The organism is Sphingopyxis sp. NJF-3 (assembly GCF_053514865.1).
Window position 1 is genome coordinate 243,583 of sequence record NZ_CM130726.1, and the last position, 14,049, is coordinate 257,631.

Here is a 14,049-nt window from a genome sequence, read left to right on the forward strand (position 1 = left end):
TGCCGGAAATGACGCGCAAGACATGGCTGGTCGCCGCCGGGCTGCTCGCGCTGCTCGCGGCGATCCTGACCCTGATGGGCCGCCCGCCGATCTGCCCGTGCGGCACGGTCAGCCTGTGGCATGGCGTGGTGCAATCGAACCAGAACAGCCAGCAGATTTCCGACTGGTACAGCTTCAGCCACATCATCCACGGCTTCATCTTCTTCGGGCTTTCGCGCTGGCTGATGCCGCGCGCGCCGCTGTGGGTCGCGCTTGCTATCGCGATCGGGATCGAGGGCGGGTGGGAAATCCTCGAAAATTCGCCCGTGATCATCGACCGCTATCGCGAGGTGACGATGGCCTATGGCTATGCGGGCGATTCGGTCCTCAACTCGGTGAGCGACGCCGCCTTCATGGTGCTCGGATTCCTCGCCGCGAGCCGGATGCGCTGGTGGGCGACAGTGGGAATCGCGATCTTCTTCGAGCTGTTCACCCTGTTCGCGATCCGCGACAATCTGACGCTCAACGTGCTGATGCTGGTCTCGCCTATCGAGACGGTGAAGGAATGGCAGGCCGGAGGATAGCCGTCGCTGGGGCGACGATTTCAGGCGGTTTCAGTGAAGCGACGGACGCTTGCCGTTCGCCTCGACCGGAATCGCCGGGGGCAGCGCGTCGCCGATGCTCTCGCCGTCGGTCGGTGCGGTCGCGGTGCCGGCATAGCTGTCGACCACGCCTTGGCGAGCGAGTTCGGTGTCGGCATCATGCGCCGCTTCGGCCGTCTTGCGCGCCTCGGCGCGTTCCGCCCATTTCTTGGTCAGATAGGCGGCCGCGGCGGTCGCTGCGAGCACCGCATAGCGCTGCGGGAACAGGCGGCGCGCCGCGAACAAGGTTCCCGCGCCGATCACCGCGCCCGCGACGGGATGATTGCCCTTGCCGCGCCCGATCGCGCTGCCGAGCACGCCGCCGATGATCCGTCCCATCATCTTCTCTCTCCTTCGCCCTTATCAATTCCCCGCGGAGCCATCGGGTTCCGGTCCCAGCATCGACCGCGGGTCGACGAGCCGGTCGAAGGTCGCGGCATCGACCGCGCCCAGATCGAGCGCCGCCTCGCGCAGCGTCGTGCCGCGTTCGTGCGCCTGCTTCGCGATTTTCGCCGCCTTGTCATAGCCGATTTCGGGGGCGAGCGCGGTGACCAGCATCAGCGAGCGGTCGACGAGCTCGGCAATGCGCGCGCGATTGGGTTCGATGCCGTCGACGCAGCGCGCGGCGAAGCCCTCCATGCCGGTCGCGAGCAGGTCGATCGAGCGCAGGACGTTCGCGCCGATCAGCGGCTTGAACACGTTGAGTTCGAGGTGACCCTGCATGCCGCCGACGGTCACCGCCTGATGGTTGCCGATGACCTGCGCGGCGACCATCGTCAGCATCTCGCATTGGGTCGGGTTGACCTTGCCCGGCATGATCGAGCTGCCGGGTTCGTTTGCAGGCAGATCGAGCTCGCCGAGCCCCGCGCGCGGGCCAGATCCCAGCAGGCGGATGTCGTTGGCGATCTTGGTCAACGCGACCGCGAGCGTATTGAGCGTTCCCGACAGATGGACGAGCGGATCGTTCGAGGCGAGCGCCTCGAACATATTTTCGGCGGGCACGAAGGGGTGACCGGTGATTTCGCTCAAGGCCGCGCAGAATTCCCCGGCGAAGCCCGCGGGCGCGTTGAGCCCGGTGCCGACCGCGGTGCCGCCCTGCGCCAGGCGATTGGTGCCATGGGCGATCGCCGGCTCGATCCGCTGTCCGGCGCGATAGAGCTGGTTCGCATAGCCCGAAAATTCCTGCCCCAGCGTCAGCGGGGTCGCATCCTGCAGATGGGTGCGGCCGATCTTGACGATATCGGCCCATTCGGCCGCCTTGGCGTCGAGCGCGCCGCGCAACCGGGCGAGCGCGGGGAGCAGGCGTCGCGTCGCTGCGAGCGAGGCGGCGATGTGCATCGCGGTCGGGAAACTGTCGTTCGACGACTGGCCGCGGTTGACGTCGTCATTGGGGTGGACCGGCGATTTTCCGCCGCGCGTGCCCGTCAATATCTCGTTGGCGCGGCCCGCGATCACCTCATTGACGTTCATGTTGCTCTGGGTGCCGCTGCCCGTCTGCCAGATGACGAGCGGGAACTGGTCGTCGAGCTGGCCCGCGACGACCTCTGCCGCCGCCCGTTCGATCGCATCGGCCTTGTCGGCGGGAAGTCCGTGGCGGCGGTTGACCCGCGCCGCCGCCTGCTTGACCAGCGCGAGCGCGTGGACGATCTCGATCGGCATCCGCTCGCGCGCGCCGAAGGGGAAATTCTCGATCGAACGCTGCGTTTGCGCCCCCCAATAGGCGTGTGCCGGCACCGCGATCTCGCCGATGCTGTCGCTCTCGATCCGCGTATCGCTCATCCGGCCAGCATCCTCGTCACCAACACCGCGCCCGCCCAGATCATCGCGATCAGGCCGAGCAATTGCCAATAGCCGCCTTCGCCCACCCGTCGCCGCAGCCACGCCGCGGCGAGCCAGACGAGCACGAGCGCCGGGGTCAGGATCAGCAGCGTGAAGCGCAGCAGCCCTTCGGCGATCTGGCCGTGCCGGCGGGTTTCGAAGATGGCATAGCCCTCGACACCCCACCAGAAGGCCGCGGTCAGCACCACCATGCCGGCGAGCGCCCAATATTGCCAGAAACGGCTGGGGGGCCAGGGAGGGCCCGCCACGCTATTTCCGCTTGCCGAAATCCACCGTCACGACGTTGGAGCCGTCCTCGGTCGAAACGTCGGGGCGGTCGTTGTCGGCCTCGTCGTGCGGTTCGGGGTCCTCGCTGTCGTCGCTGACCTGGAACTGCAGCCCGAAATCGACCGACGGATCGACGAAGGCGGTGATCGCCGCATAGGGAATGGTCAGCATCGACGGCGTCTGGTTGAATGACAGGCCGACGCTGAAATGATCGTCCTCGACCGTCAGGTCCCAGAAGCGGTTCTGGAGCACGATCGTCATCTCGTCGGGGAATTTGGCGATCAGGTGGCCGGGAATCGCGACTCCGGGCGCCTGCGTCTTGAAGGTGATATAGAAATGATGTTCGCCGGGCAGGCTGTCGCTGCCCTCGATCTGGCGCAGCACGCGGCCGACCACGGCGCGCAGCGCATCCTGCACGATTTCGTCATAGGGAATCAGGCTGTCGCGGACGTCGTCACTCATGGCCGTGGGGGATGAACGCGGCGCGCGCGGCGGTCAAGTGGGGAGAGTCGCCTTGCAACGCGAAAAATAGGCTCTATGGCGTGCGCCATGCGAACCGCCACTGTCCAGCGCACGACCAAGGAAACGGATATCGCGATCACCGTCAATCTCGACGGCAGCGGCGATTATTCGGTGTCCACCGGCATCGGCTTCCTCGACCATATGGTCGAGCAATTGTCGCGCCACTCGCTGATCGACATCGCGATGACGGTGAAGGGCGACCTCCATATCGACCAGCATCACACGGTCGAGGATTCGGCGCTCGCGCTCGGCGAGGCGGTCGCCAAGGCGCTCGGCGACAAGCGCGGCATCGCGCGCTACGGCGAAGCGCATTCGCCGATGGACGAAACGCTGACCCGCTGCGTTCTCGACATCTCGGGCCGTCCGCACTGCGTCTGGAAATCGGGCTTCTCGCAGCCGCGCCTCGGCGAGATGGATACCGAGCTGTTCCCGCACTGGTTCGCGAGCTTCGCCCAGACCGCGGGGATCACGCTGCACATCGAGACGCTCTATGGCGAGAACAACCACCATATTGCCGAGAGCATGTACAAGGCGCTGGCGCGCGCGCTGCGTGCAGCGGTCGAGATCGACCCGCGCAAGGGCGATGCGATTCCGAGCACCAAGGGGGTGCTATGATTCTCCCCTCCCGCTTGCGGGAGGGGTCGGGGGAGGGCCTGTTTCAGGCCGCCGCCACTAATCGGACATGCCCTCCCTTAACCCCCCCCGCAAGCGGGAGGGGAATTTGACCATCGCCCTGATCGACTATGGTGCGGGCAATCTTCGCTCGGTGCATAATGCGCTCGTCGCGGCGGGCGCCGAAGATGTCGCGGTGACCGCCGATCCCAAGGTGGTGGGACAAGCCGATCGGATCGTGCTTCCGGGGGTCGGGGCCTTCGCGGCGTGCATGAACGGCCTTTCGGCGATCCCCGGTCTTGTCGACGCGATGGAGCAGCGCGTGCGCGGCGAGGGCGCGCCCTTTCTCGGCATCTGCGTCGGTATGCAATTGCTCGCCGATGCGGGCGAGGAGCATGGGCGGCATGCGGGGCTCGGCTGGATCGGCGGCACGGTGCGGCCCTTCGCCCCGACGCCGGGCCTGCGCATCCCGCACATGGGGTGGAACGACGTCCTCCCGACCTTCGCGCATCCGGTGATCGCGCGCGGCGAGGCCTATTATCTTCACGGCTATCATTTCGCCGAGGCCGCGCATGTCGCGGCGACGAGCGAGCATGGCGGGCCGTTCACAGCTGCGGTCGCCCGCGACACGATCGTCGGCGTCCAGTTCCACCCCGAAAAGAGCCAGGCCTATGGCCTCGCGACCCTGGAAAGATTCCTCGCATGGCGGCCCTGACCATCTTCCCCGCGATCGACCTCAAGGGCGGGCAGGTGGTGCGGCTGGCCGAGGGCGATATGGCGCGCGCGACCGTCTATGGCGACGATCCGGCGGCGCAGGCGCGGCTGTTCGCCGCGGCGGGCGCGTCGCACCTGCATGTCGTCGATCTCGACGGCGCCTTCGCGGGCGAAAGCGTCAACGGCGCGGCGGTCGAAAGCATCGTCGCGGCCTTTCCGGGCAAGGTACAGGTCGGCGGCGGGATCCGCGACCGGGCGGGGGTCGACCGCTGGCTCGCGCTCGGCGTCGAGCGGGTGATCATCGGCACCGCCGCGCTCAAGGACCCGGAGTTCGTCAAATCCGCCGCGCGCGATCTCCCCGGACGAATCGTCGTCGGGGTCGACGCCCGCGACGGCATGGTCGCGACCGAAGGCTGGGCCGATGTGTCCGACGTCCGCGTCGAGGATCTGGCGCGGCGCTTCGAGGATGCGGGGGTCGCGGCGCTGCTCTTCACCGACGTCGGGCGCGACGGGCTGCTTAAGGGCTGCAATGTCGAGGCGACGGTGGCGCTGGCGCGCGCGGTCGCCATTCCGGTGATCGCCAGCGGCGGGGTCGCGGGGATCGATGATATCCACGCGCTGCGGCCGCATGTCGCTGACGGCATCGAAGGCGTGATCACCGGGCGGGCGCTCTACGACGGCAGACTCGATCTGGCCGAGGCGATTGCGGCGGGAAATTCCCCTCCCGCTGGCGGGAGGGGCTAGGGGAGCGCATGTCGAAAATGCTTCTCTCAAGAAACAGACCCTCCCCCAACCCCTCCCATAAATGGGAGGGGGGCAGATGACCGTCCGCGTCCGCGTCATCCCGTGCCTCGACGTCGCCGACGGCCGCGTCGTCAAGGGGGTCAACTTCGTCGACCTGCGCGATGCCGGCGATCCGGTCGAGGCGGCGCGCGCTTATGATGCCGCGGGCGCCGACGAGCTCTGCTTCCTCGATATTTCAGCGAGCCATGAGGGGCGCGGCACGCTGCTCGACATGGTCGCCCGCACCGCCGAGGTCTGCTTCATGCCGCTCACCGTCGGCGGCGGCGTGCGCAGCGCCGAGGATGCGCGCGCGCTGCTGCTGGCGGGCGCCGACAAGGTGGCGGTGAACAGCGCGGCGGTCGCGCGGCCCGAACTGGTCGCCGATATCGCCGACCGCTTCGGCAGCCAGTGCGCGGTCGGCAGCATCGACGCGCGGCGGGTCGAAGAGGGCCGCTGGGAGATCTTCACCCACGGCGGGCGCAAGCCCACGGGGATCGACGCGATCGAGCATGCGGTGCGGCTGGCGTCGCTGGGCGCGGGCGAACTCCTCGTCACCAGCATGGACCGGGACGGCACGAAGGACGGCTACGACCTTGCGCTCACCCGAGCGATCGCCGACGCGGTGAGCGTGCCGGTGATCGCGAGCGGCGGGGTCGGCAACCTCGACCATCTGGTCGCGGGCGTGATCGAGGGCGGCGCGAGCGCGGTGCTCGCCGCGAGCATCTTCCACTTCGGCGAGGCGACGATCGCCGAGGCGCATGCGCGGCTCGCCGCTGCTGGATTGCCGGTGCGGTCGCACCGCGTTTGATCTTATATCGTCACCCCGGCGCAGGCCGGGGTCTCGCCTTGGCACGATGACGCGACGGCGAGATCCCGGCCTTCGCCGGGATGACGAATAAGGTTATGATGAGAAGGGGTAGCCACGCCGGAAAGCGGCTGCAATAAAAGTCCATGACAAGCAAACTCCGCCTCGCCGACCGCACCAACGACATCTTTCCGATCCTCGGCTTCGCCGCCGCGATGGCGAGCCTCGTCCTGCCGCTCAACGCCTTTCTGGTCGCGATCATCCTCGCCGGCGCGGTCGTCGCGGCGGTCCACCATGCCGAGGTCGTCGCGCACCGCGTCGGCGAGCCCTTCGGTACGCTGATCCTCGCGCTCGCGGTGACGGTGATCGAGGTCGGACTGGTCCTGACGCTGATGCAGGCCGAACCCGACAAGGCGCAGACGCTGGCGCGCGACACGGTTTTCGCGGCGGTGATGGTGATCCTCAACCTGTTGATGGGGCTCTGCCTTCTGAGCGGGGCGATCCGCCATCACGAGCAGCGTTTCCAGCGCACCGGCATCGGCGCCGCGCTCGCGACGCTGACGGTGCTCACCACGGTGACGCTGGTCCTGCCCAATTTCACCTCGAGCGTGCCGGGGCCTTTCTATTCGCCGACGCAGCTCGGCTTCGTTGCGGCGGTGTCGCTGATCCTCTATGCGACCTTCGCGCTTGTGCAGACGGTGCGGCACCGCGATTATTTCCTCCCCGAAGGCGAGGCGCAGGACGAGCCCGACGCGCACGCCGAACCGCCGAGCGCGCAGCGGATGTGGACCTCGCTCGGCCTGCTCGTCGCCTGCCTGTTCGGCGTCGTGCTGCTCGCGAAGGCGCTGTCGCCCAGCATCGGCGCGCTGCTTGCCGACTGGGGCGCGCCGCCGGCGGTGCTCGGCGTCCTGATCGCGGCGCTGATCCTTGCCCCCGAAGGGCTCGCGGCGGTGCGCGCGGCGAAGTCCGATCGCTTGCAAACCAGCCTCAACCTCGCGCTGGGCTCGGCGCTCGCGACGATCGGGCTCACCATTCCGGCGGTCGCGATCCTGTCGATCGTCGTCGACCTGCCGATCAGCCTCGGGCTCGATGCCAAGTCGTCGGTGCTGCTGTTCCTGTCGCTGATCGTCGCGTCGCAGACGCTGGCGAACGGCCGCACCACCGTGCTGCAGGGCGCGATCCACCTGATGCTGTTCGCGGTCTATCTGTTCACGACATTTGTGCCGTGAAAATAGCCATTTAAAATCTCGTCATGCTGAACTTGTTTCAGCATCCATGGCCTGCCTTCTCGTTTGGCGCGATGTTTATGACGAGGTCCGGTCATGGACCCTGAAACAAGTTCAGGGTGACGAAGAAGAAAAGGCCGACGGCTCACGTCTTCCGGACGAACACCGTTCCCGCCGAATAACCCGCGCCGAACGAGCAGATGAGGCCGGTATCGCCCGCGGCCATATCCTCGTGGTTCAGGTGGAAGGCGATGATCGACCCCGCGCTCGACGTGTTGCCATAGGTGTCGAGTACCGTCGGGCTCTCGTCGGCGCTCGCCTCGTGCCCGAGCACGCGCTGTGCGATCAGGCGGTTCATGTTGGTGTTCGCCTGGTGCAGCCACAGACGGCGCATGTCGGCGCCCTCGATCCCGAGTTTCTCCATCTCCTCGACGATCATCGCCGCGACCATCGGCACGACCTCCTTGAACACTTTGCGGCCTTCCTGGACGAAGAGCTTGTCGGTCTTCGGCCCCGACTGGTCGATGCCGCCGTGGGTGCGGTTCAGGAAGCCGAAATTGTTGCGGATATTGTTCGAGAAGACCGTCTTGAGCCGGGTGCCGAGGATGTCCCAATGACCCGCCGGGGCGATGCTCTTTTCCTCGATCAGGATCGCGGTCGCGACGTCGCCGAAGATGAAATGGCTGTCGCGGTCGCGCCAGTTGAGGTGGCCCGAACAGATTTCGGGGTTCACGACGAGCACGCTCTTCGCATGGCCGGCGCGGATATAGTCGGCAGCGGTCTGGATGCCGAAGGTCGCCGACGAGCAGGCGACGTTCATGTCGAAGCCGAAACCGTCGATGCCGAGCGCGTCCTGGATCTCGACCGCCATCGCCGGATAGGCGCGCTGCATGTTCGAAGCCGCGCACAGCACCGCGTCGACGTCGCCCGCATCGCGGCCCGCGCGCGCGAGCGCATCCTTCGCCGCCGCGACGCCGATCTCGGCGAGGATCGACAATTCGTCGTTGCCGCGTTCGGGCAGGCGCGGGGCCATGTGCGCGGGGTCGAGGATGCCGGCCTTGTCGACGACGTGGCGCGACCCGATGCCGCTCGCCTTCTCGATGAATTCGACGCTCGATTCGGTGAGTTCGGCGACCTCTCCCGCCGCGATCGCATCGGCATTTTCCCTGTTATGCCGCGCGACATAGGCGTTGAAGCTGGCGACCAGTTCTTCGTTGGTGATCGCTTCGGCGGGGGTGAAGAGTCCGGTGGCGGACAGGACCGGCTGCGGTGTGTGCGACATGAGAGTCCCTGCGTGTCTTTTGTTCTGCAAGTCACGCTGATTAGGCTTCGCCGCGACGTGGCGCAACGCTCCTGCGATCCGGCTGAACATATCCCGACATCATGGTTAACTCGCCGCTAACCCTTTTCGTGGCACATTGTCCCGTGCAAGCCTCCGGGGGATGGCTCCCCGGGTGCGATGCGGGAGCATGACGATGGCGACGCGTTCAGGACCGGCCACAGGCGATCTGTCGATTTCGGAGATCAAGGAATTCGCGGGCTTTCCCGCCGCGACGCAGCGCTATATCCGCCGCTCGCTCGACATCGGGCTCGAGCGCGACGACGCGATCGCGCGCTGGTCGCGCGACATGGTCGAGGAGACCGCGATCCGCGTCCAGGCCCGCGTCTATCAGCGGCTCATCGAGATTCGCGCCCATATTCCCGACGACAGCGGCCTCGACGCGCTCGAAGGCTTCATGGCGCCGCTGGTCGCGGTGTCGGCCTTCGACCTCGGGCAGGACCGGCTCCCCGGCTTCGCGCCCTATCGCTTCCTCTACGAGCGGCTGCTCGGCGCGCATGCGCGGCCGTGGCTGCCCGGCGCCTTCTGCGCCGCGGCGTCGCTGCCGCACCTCCACCCCGACAAGCGGCGGACCCTGCTCCAGTCGATCAGCGAAGCTGCCGCGACCGCGCCCGGCTGGTCGGCGCGCGAACCGAGCTTCTATCCCGAATGGGTCGACAAGATCGACGAGACCCGGCCGGCGAATTGACCAACCTCGTCATTGCGAGCGAAGCGAAGCAATCCAGAGTTGCGTAAACCGCTCTGGATTGCTTCGCTTCGCTCGCAATGACGGCCGGTAAGAGGACTACGCCAGCACCTTGTACAGCCCGAACGCGCTCGTCGCGGTCAGCACCGCGCCCACCAGCACCAGCATCAGCTTGGGCGAGAAGCGCTTCGCCATCACCGCACCCAGCGGCGCCGCGAGCACGCCGCCGATCAGCAGGCCAAGCGTGGCGCCCGCGATGTCGGCGAGGCCGAGGTGCCAGATGAAGGTCGCCGACACCGCGAGGGTCAGGAAGAATTCGACGCTGTTGACGGTGCCCACGACCTTGCGCGGTTCCGCGCCCTGGACGAGCAGGTTCGACGTCACCACCGGTCCCCAGCCGCCGCCGCCCGCGGCGTCGAGAAAGCCGCCGATCAGCCCGAGCGGCGCGATTATCTTGGGCTTGCGGATCTTGGGCGGGTAGAGCAGCCCGCGAACGAGCAGCCAGACGCCGACCGCGACCAGATAGGCGAGGACGAACGGTTTGACGAGGTCGCTGTGGAGCGAACTCAGCAGATAGGCCCCCGACACGCCGCCGATCAGGCCGGGGATCAGCAGCTTCAGAAACAGCCCCCATTCGATGTTGCGGTGGAGAAGGTGGCTGATCCCCGACACGCCGGTCGTGAACACCTCGACGACATGGATGCGCGCCGACGCCGCCGCGGGCGGCACGCCCATCACCGCGACGAGCAAGGTGTTGCAGATGACGCCGAACGCCATCCCCAGCGCGCCGTCGACGAGCTGCGCCGCGAAGCCGATGAGGATGAAGGGCAGGAGCGCCGTGGGGTCCAGGGCGGCCAGATCGATCATGATTTCATCCCAACTGTTTTAGTTGACAACCAAGCTGCCGCGTTCCGGACGGATTCGCCAGCCCAATTTTTCTGCGCACGGCGAAGGGATTTGTTTCTGCGGCGCATCGAACGCCGCTCAGCCCGTCACATCGTCGGGCAGATAGTCGCGGACATAATCGATGAAAGCGCGCAGCTTCGGCATCACCTGCTTGCGGCTCGGATAATAGAGGAAAAGGCCCGAAGTCGACGGCGCATAGTCGGCGAGCAGCACCTCGAGCTCGCCCGCCGCGACCATCGCCTTGGCGGTCGGCTCGGCGATCGTGCCGATGGCGACCCCGCTGCGCATCGCGACGGTCATCGCATGGAAATCATTGACGATCACCGGGCCGGTCACCGCGACGTCGAACTCGCGATTGCCGCGCTCGAAGCTCCATGGCATCAGCGCGCCGGTGCCGAGGCGCAGCCGCACGCAGCGGTGGTCGCGCAAATCCTCGGGGGTTTGGGGGCGCCCGTAGCGAGCGATATAGGAGGGCGCGGCGGCGGCGACGAAGCGGAAGGGGCCGGTCAGCCGCACCGCGATCACGTCGGCATCGAGCGATTCGCCCATCCGCACCCCCGCGTCGAACCCGCCCGCGCTCAGATCGGCGAGCGCGTCGTCGGCGAAGATTTCAAGCTCGATCTCGGGATAGGTCTCGCAGAAACCCGCGAGGATCGGCTCGAACAGCGGCTGCACCGCGCCGCGCATCAGATTGATCCGCAGGCGCCCCGCGGGCCGGTTGCCAAGATTGCGCGCCGCTTCATAGGCATCGGCGAGCCCCGAATAGGCGGGCGCCGCGCGTTCGAGGAACATCTCGCCCGCCTGGGTCAGCCCGACGCTGCGCGTGGTGCGCATGAACAGTGGGGCGCCGACGCGGGCTTCGAGCGCTTTCACGGTCTGGCTGATGGCGGATGGCGAGACGCCGAGGTCAGCGGCAGCGGCGGAAAAGCTCCGCCTCTCCGCGACGCGCAGGAAAGCTTCGATCCCGTCGAGCGCCCCATGGGGGATTGTTAAATCCTGCTTCAAGGCACTTGCAGATTATAGAGGATTATCTATTTGCGCAACCGCGGCTAAAAAGGTTGCACAACGAAACGAAAGGAACCTCTCCCATGACCTATCAGCTCTCCTCTTTCCGACGCTTCCCCTCCGCCTTCGCGATCGTCGCGGCTTCGGCGCTCGCTTTCACCGGCCTGATCGCCTCGACCTCGCCGGCCTATGCCCAAGCGAAGGGCAGCGACTATCGCTGCACCGGCCTTGCCGACCAGGCGCGCACCGCCGCTGACGACATGCAGGGCGGCAAGCAGTCGAGCGCCAAGCGCTTCGTGTCGACCGGCAACAAGCTGTGCGAAGCGGGTAACGAACGCGCCGCCGCCAAGCAGTATCGCGCCGCGCTGAAGATCGCCGGCGTCGCCGAAACCGAATCCGACAGCCAGATGGCCGCTCGCTGAGCCATCGGCACCAATCTCCGGCCTGCCGCACTCTCCCTCTCCCCGGCAGGCACCACAACTGGGGCGGCTCCTAACCGGGCCGCCCCATTTGTTTGTGTGGTCATGTCGGTTGCATCCGTTGCCTCGTCATTGCGAGGAGCGAAGCGACGAAGCAATCCAGAGCGGTGTAAGGCCGCCCTGGATTGCTTCGCTTCGCTCGCAATGACGAAGATCGGTGCAAATTATATAATCCCCTTTTATCGGGGCGGAACGGCGCGCGCCTCGCGATCACGCAGACCCAGCGCGTCGCGCAGCATCCACAGCGGCAGATGCGGTCGCGCGAGCGCCTTGTCGATCGCATAGGGCCACCAATCGGGGCCGAAGGGAATATAGACGCGCACCGGTACCCCGCGATGTCGTGCAATCGCAGCGGTGCGCCGCCGCGGCAGCCCGCGCAGCTGCTCGAGCTCGCACGGCGTTCCCGCCGCGATCAGCAGGTCGAGCGCGCGCTCGGCGAGCGCCGGCCTGTGCGTCGCGACGGCGATCGGCGCCGCGCGGCCGGCAAGCCGCGACACCAGCGTCAGAAAGGCCGCGTCGATATCCTCCGCGTCGGCGTCGGGATCGCGCCACTCGCCCTTCACGACGCGGATCGGCGCCGACGTGTCGCGCCATTGATCGGCATCCGAAAGGCTGCGCCGCCAGCGTGCCGGCAGGACGCAGCCGGTGCCGGGAAAGTCGGGAAGCAGCGCCTCGACGGCGGCGAGCGTCGCATCGGCGTCGGCGGGTGCGTGGGCATCGAACATCAGCCGCATGTCCGCCGCGGCGGCGGTTTCGGCGAGGGTGCGGAGGCGCGCGGCGCAAAAGCCGAGCGGCGGCGCCTTGACCGACAGGCGCGCGGGGGCGGCTCTTGGTCCCATCCGCTGCATCACGGCGCGGCACGCCGCGACGATCGCATCGGGGCTGTCGCTTTCGGCCTGAAAATAGCCGACCGTCGCCGCAAGCCCCCGACGGTCGAGCCGCGCGATCAGCGCGGCGGCTTCGACGGGCCCAGGCGCGGGCAGCCACCGCCCCGCGCGGCGCGGCAACGCATAGCGCTGGTCGCGCAGCCAGCGCCAGACGGCCGAACCGCTCACCGGTGCGGCGCGGACAGGCGCCGGCGCAGCCAGACGAGCGCGTCGGCGGCGACCGCGAGCAGGCCGGGCAGGCTATAGGGGTAGGTGCGGACATGAACGCAGGCGCGCTGCTCGTCGGTCCAGAAACGCGTGATCCACGGCTCGGCCTCGCCGAGCAGTTCAAAGCTTTCGAGCCGCTGCTCGGCCGCCCAGCCGAGCATATGGAGCATCAGGAGCGTTCCCGGCGAACATTTGCCGAAGCGCTCGTCGTGGCCGATCTTGAACAGCCAGTAGCGCCCCGACCATAGCAGCGCCAATTGCATCGCCACCGCCTCGCCATCGATGCGGAGGAAGGACAGGCGGAAATTGCCCTCGGCGGCCGCCGAGCGGAAGAAGCGGCGGAAGAACAGCTCGCGCCGTGCATCGACTGCGATCGCGCTGCCCGCGTCGCGCTTCCAGCTGCGAAGCTCGACCGCGATTGCCTCGTCGAACAGCGCGTCGAATTGCTGCGCCGTCGGCGCGAGCGTCTCGAACGTCACTTGTCCCATCGCCTCGGCACGGCGCGCGGCGCGGCGGAAATCGGAGCGGCGGCGCGCGTTGAACCGGGTTTCGGGGTCGCGCCAGCCGCTGTCGAGCGCGATGACGGGGCAGGGCATCGCGGGGCGAACCGACAGCCAGCCACGCCGCCCGATCGCCTTGCGGAGCGCGGGAACAAGCGGCGAATCGGCCGAAATCCGGTCGAGCGACACGGGATGGCGCAGCGCGGCGATCGCGGCGGCGACAGGATCAGCGTCTTCGGCTCGCGCGCAGAGGAGATCGCCCGGCTCGAACAATTCGCGCGATCCGGCGAGCCGCCAGCGCGCGAGAGGCCGGTCTTCGCGGGTCAGCGGCAATATCGCCGTGATCGCCCGGCCCCGGCGCGCGCCCAATATCCGGCGGTGCGCCTCGGCCAGAAGCGGTTCGAGCGCCGCGGCAAAGGCGTGGCTTTGCGTCGGCCAGGCGCCATGCCGTTCCAGCCGTTGCCATTCGAAGGCCAGCCGCTCCGGCGCTTCGGATGCGGCGAGGTCGACGGCGCGCGCGGGCGCGGACAGCGCCGATGGCGCGTCCGTGTCCGTGTCGATGTCGCACCGCGCGTGATACAAGCGAATGCCCCCCTTCCCGCGCGAATAGCGCCGAAAAGCTAATAAATGTCTGCGAGGGGGCGAGGGCGTGC

Annotated in this window: 17 protein-coding genes; 8 read left to right on the forward strand and 9 right to left on the reverse strand. The window is 67.6% G+C overall.

Annotated features, from left to right (window positions below):
• Positions 1 to 8: 8 nt before the first annotated feature.
• Complete coding sequence (locus ACOTSS_RS01060) at positions 9 to 563, forward strand: DUF2585 domain-containing protein (protein ID WP_448691272.1); 555 nt, start codon at positions 9 to 11, stop codon at positions 561 to 563.
• 30 nt (positions 564 to 593) lie between these two features.
• On the opposite strand, the gene ACOTSS_RS01065 is transcribed toward ACOTSS_RS01060, so the two are convergent.
• The 4 genes from ACOTSS_RS01065 to ACOTSS_RS01080 are packed head-to-tail and all read right to left on the reverse strand — an operon-like array spanning position 594 to position 3,188.
• Positions 594 to 962 (reverse strand): hypothetical protein, encoded by a 369-nt coding sequence (locus ACOTSS_RS01065; protein ID WP_448689713.1) that lies wholly within the window; start codon positions 960 to 962, stop codon positions 594 to 596.
• A 21-nt stretch (positions 963 to 983) separates the two neighbouring features.
• Complete coding sequence (gene fumC, locus ACOTSS_RS01070) at positions 984 to 2,399, reverse strand: class II fumarate hydratase (RefSeq protein WP_448689714.1); 1,416 nt, start codon at positions 2,397 to 2,399, stop codon at positions 984 to 986.
• Entirely contained in the window at positions 2,396 to 2,707 is a 312-nt protein-coding gene (locus tag ACOTSS_RS01075) for a hypothetical protein (RefSeq protein WP_448689715.1), read from the reverse strand. Before ACOTSS_RS01075 ends, fumC begins: the two co-directional genes overlap by 4 nt.
• Before the next feature lies 1 nt (position 2,708).
• Positions 2,709 to 3,188 carry an SspB family protein gene (locus ACOTSS_RS01080; protein WP_448689716.1) on the reverse strand — a complete coding sequence of 160 codons (480 nt, stop codon included), beginning with the start codon at positions 3,186 to 3,188 and terminating at the stop codon, positions 2,709 to 2,711.
• A gap of 87 nt (positions 3,189 to 3,275) precedes the next feature.
• Here ACOTSS_RS01080 and hisB point away from each other — a divergent pair, with 87 nt between their 5' ends.
• The 5 genes from hisB to ACOTSS_RS01105 all read left to right on the forward strand — a co-directional run bounded on the left by hisB (position 3,276) and on the right by ACOTSS_RS01105 (position 7,391).
• Complete coding sequence (gene hisB / locus ACOTSS_RS01085) at positions 3,276 to 3,863, forward strand: imidazoleglycerol-phosphate dehydratase HisB (RefSeq protein WP_095387383.1); 588 nt, start codon at positions 3,276 to 3,278, stop codon at positions 3,861 to 3,863.
• A gap of 106 nt (positions 3,864 to 3,969) precedes the next feature.
• Positions 3,970 to 4,575, forward strand: a complete 606-nt coding sequence (gene hisH / locus ACOTSS_RS01090) for an imidazole glycerol phosphate synthase subunit HisH (protein ID WP_448689717.1) — start codon at positions 3,970 to 3,972, stop codon at positions 4,573 to 4,575.
• Positions 4,563 to 5,318, forward strand: coding sequence for a 1-(5-phosphoribosyl)-5-[(5-phosphoribosylamino)methylideneamino]imidazole-4-carboxamide isomerase (hisA, locus tag ACOTSS_RS01095; RefSeq protein ID WP_448689718.1), 756 nt, complete (start codon positions 4,563 to 4,565; stop codon positions 5,316 to 5,318). Before hisH ends, hisA begins: the two co-directional genes overlap by 13 nt.
• Before the next feature lie 76 nt (positions 5,319 to 5,394).
• A complete protein-coding gene (gene hisF / locus ACOTSS_RS01100; RefSeq protein WP_448689719.1) occupies positions 5,395 to 6,165 on the forward strand; it encodes an imidazole glycerol phosphate synthase subunit HisF in 771 nt (256 codons plus the stop codon).
• A gap of 143 nt (positions 6,166 to 6,308) precedes the next feature.
• Entirely contained in the window at positions 6,309 to 7,391 is a 1,083-nt protein-coding gene (locus tag ACOTSS_RS01105; RefSeq protein WP_448689720.1) for a calcium:proton antiporter, read from the forward strand.
• Positions 7,392 to 7,533: 142 nt separating this feature from the next.
• Here the strand turns inward: ACOTSS_RS01105 and ACOTSS_RS01110 are convergent, their stop codons facing one another.
• Positions 7,534 to 8,670 (reverse strand): beta-ketoacyl-ACP synthase III, encoded by a 1,137-nt coding sequence (locus tag ACOTSS_RS01110; RefSeq protein ID WP_448689721.1) that lies wholly within the window; start codon positions 8,668 to 8,670, stop codon positions 7,534 to 7,536.
• A gap of 193 nt (positions 8,671 to 8,863) precedes the next feature.
• Here ACOTSS_RS01110 and ACOTSS_RS01115 point away from each other — a divergent pair, with 193 nt between their 5' ends.
• Entirely contained in the window at positions 8,864 to 9,415 is a 552-nt protein-coding gene (locus ACOTSS_RS01115; RefSeq protein ID WP_448689722.1) for a hypothetical protein, read from the forward strand.
• 96 nt (positions 9,416 to 9,511) lie between these two features.
• On the opposite strand, the gene ACOTSS_RS01120 is transcribed toward ACOTSS_RS01115, so the two are convergent.
• Together ACOTSS_RS01120 and ACOTSS_RS01125 are read right to left on the reverse strand one after the other, a co-directional pair.
• Positions 9,512 to 10,279, reverse strand: a complete 768-nt coding sequence (locus ACOTSS_RS01120; protein WP_448689723.1) for a sulfite exporter TauE/SafE family protein — start codon at positions 10,277 to 10,279, stop codon at positions 9,512 to 9,514.
• Positions 10,280 to 10,396: 117 nt separating this feature from the next.
• Entirely contained in the window at positions 10,397 to 11,323 is a 927-nt protein-coding gene (locus ACOTSS_RS01125) for a LysR family transcriptional regulator (RefSeq protein ID WP_448689724.1), read from the reverse strand.
• Between the two features lie 83 nt (positions 11,324 to 11,406).
• On the opposite strand from ACOTSS_RS01125, the gene ACOTSS_RS01130 reads away from it, so the two are divergent.
• Positions 11,407 to 11,745, forward strand: coding sequence for a hypothetical protein (locus ACOTSS_RS01130; RefSeq protein WP_448689725.1), 339 nt, complete (start codon positions 11,407 to 11,409; stop codon positions 11,743 to 11,745).
• Between the two features lie 236 nt (positions 11,746 to 11,981).
• On the opposite strand, the gene ACOTSS_RS01135 is transcribed toward ACOTSS_RS01130, so the two are convergent.
• Positions 11,982 to 12,857: a proline dehydrogenase family protein gene (locus ACOTSS_RS01135; RefSeq protein WP_448689726.1), complete on the reverse strand. Its 876-nt coding sequence runs from the start codon at positions 12,855 to 12,857 to the stop codon at positions 11,982 to 11,984.
• Positions 12,854 to 13,978, reverse strand: coding sequence for a GNAT family N-acetyltransferase (locus tag ACOTSS_RS01140; protein ID WP_448689727.1), 1,125 nt, complete (start codon positions 13,976 to 13,978; stop codon positions 12,854 to 12,856). Before ACOTSS_RS01140 ends, ACOTSS_RS01135 begins: the two co-directional genes overlap by 4 nt.
• Positions 13,979 to 14,049: the final 71 nt, after the last annotated feature.

What these genes read in the sequence shown, in the direction of transcription:
- ACOTSS_RS01130 (WP_448689725.1), top strand. Translation starts at nt 11,407, where the DNA reads ATGACCTATCAGCTCTCCTCTTTCCGACGCTTCCCCTCCGCCTTCGCG.
- hisB (WP_095387383.1), top strand. Translation starts at nt 3,276, where the DNA reads ATGCGAACCGCCACTGTCCAGCGCACGACCAAGGAAACGGATATCGCG.
- ACOTSS_RS01080 (WP_448689716.1), bottom strand. Translation starts at nt 3,188, where the DNA reads ATGAGTGACGACGTCCGCGACAGCCTGATTCCCTATGACGAAATCGTG.
- ACOTSS_RS01105 (WP_448689720.1), top strand. Translation starts at nt 6,309, where the DNA reads ATGACAAGCAAACTCCGCCTCGCCGACCGCACCAACGACATCTTTCCG.
- fumC (WP_448689714.1), bottom strand. Translation starts at nt 2,399, where the DNA reads ATGAGCGATACGCGGATCGAGAGCGACAGCATCGGCGAGATCGCGGTG.
- hisF (WP_448689719.1), top strand. Translation starts at nt 5,395, where the DNA reads ATGACCGTCCGCGTCCGCGTCATCCCGTGCCTCGACGTCGCCGACGGC.
- ACOTSS_RS01065 (WP_448689713.1), bottom strand. Translation starts at nt 962, where the DNA reads ATGATGGGACGGATCATCGGCGGCGTGCTCGGCAGCGCGATCGGGCGC.
- ACOTSS_RS01115 (WP_448689722.1), top strand. Translation starts at nt 8,864, where the DNA reads ATGGCGACGCGTTCAGGACCGGCCACAGGCGATCTGTCGATTTCGGAG.
- ACOTSS_RS01110 (WP_448689721.1), bottom strand. Translation starts at nt 8,670, where the DNA reads ATGTCGCACACACCGCAGCCGGTCCTGTCCGCCACCGGACTCTTCACC.
- hisA (WP_448689718.1), top strand. Translation starts at nt 4,563, where the DNA reads ATGGCGGCCCTGACCATCTTCCCCGCGATCGACCTCAAGGGCGGGCAG.
- ACOTSS_RS01120 (WP_448689723.1), bottom strand. Translation starts at nt 10,279, where the DNA reads ATGATCGATCTGGCCGCCCTGGACCCCACGGCGCTCCTGCCCTTCATC.
- ACOTSS_RS01060 (WP_448691272.1), top strand. Translation starts at nt 9, where the DNA reads ATGACGCGCAAGACATGGCTGGTCGCCGCCGGGCTGCTCGCGCTGCTC.